This is a genomic window from Sutcliffiella deserti, assembly GCF_020037475.1.
Classification (GTDB): domain Bacteria; phylum Bacillota; class Bacilli; order Bacillales; family Bacillaceae_I; genus Sutcliffiella_A; species Sutcliffiella_A deserti.
This window is the reverse complement of sequence record NZ_JAIQDB010000021.1, coordinates 1-855: the sequence shown is the minus strand read 5'-3', so window position 1 is coordinate 855 and position 855 is coordinate 1. Positions and strand designations below refer to the sequence as shown.

Genomic DNA, 855 nt, shown 5'->3' with positions numbered 1-855 from the left:
TAAACTTCTATTCTCCCATTATGATTTTCAATAATTCGTTGGACAATGGTTAACCCTAGTCCAGTACCAGTTTCCTTAGAAGTACTAAATGGGTTAAAAATAGAATCTTCTATCCCAGCCTGAATCCCTGAGCCGGTATCTTTTATATATAGCTGGTAGTAGTTCTGGTTCTGCTTGGAGTAAATGTGAATTATGCCTTCTCCATCCATCGCTTCACAGCTGTTACGAACAAGATTATATAACACTTGCTTCATCTGTTTTGAATCAACCATTATAGGCGTTCTTTCTAAATCTACCTTCATGGAAATATATTTAAATAGATGAGATTGTGAATGGTTATAGGGGATCTCTGCCAAAATATCTTCTAAATAAATCTTTTGAAAAATTGGGGCACCAGGTTTAGCCATCAAAAGCATTTCCTCAATAATGAAATTAATGNTGCTTCATCAGGTAGAGGAAACCGTGAATGACCGTTAGCGGATTGCGAATTTCATGGGCCGCACCTGCCGCCAACTCACCAAGTACAGCAAGCTTCTCCGATTGATACATTCGTTTTTCCAACTCTGTAGTATCTGTTATATCTATAAAATAAAATATACGACCAATTAATGCTTTCTCTTGGTCCAGCAGCTCGGATTGCGATACCAACAACTGGTGAGTAGTTCCATTCATTATGAAAGAAACCTTTACATTGTGGCATATTTGATTAGAAGCGAGAATCTCCCAGAATTGCTTATTTAACATCGGGCCTGCTATATTGGTCACAGTTTCTTTTATCTCATTGCTCTCCAACTTCAGCAGAGACGTTGCGGCAGTATTCAACGTAAAAGCGGTCGAATCATTATCCACTGTGAT

2 protein-coding genes are annotated in these 855 nt (G+C 38.3%); both read right to left on the bottom strand.

Annotated elements, in window-relative coordinates:
* The coding region (locus K9B36_RS16820) for a sensor histidine kinase (protein ID WP_263399419.1) at positions 1–407 on the bottom strand (407 nt) is incomplete at its 3' end.
* A gap of 25 nt (positions 408–432) precedes the next feature.
* A complete protein-coding gene (locus tag K9B36_RS17005; protein ID WP_451923553.1) occupies positions 433–849 on the bottom strand; it encodes a histidine kinase dimerization/phospho-acceptor domain-containing protein in 417 nt (138 codons plus the stop codon).
* Between the last annotated feature and the right edge of the window lie 6 nt (positions 850–855).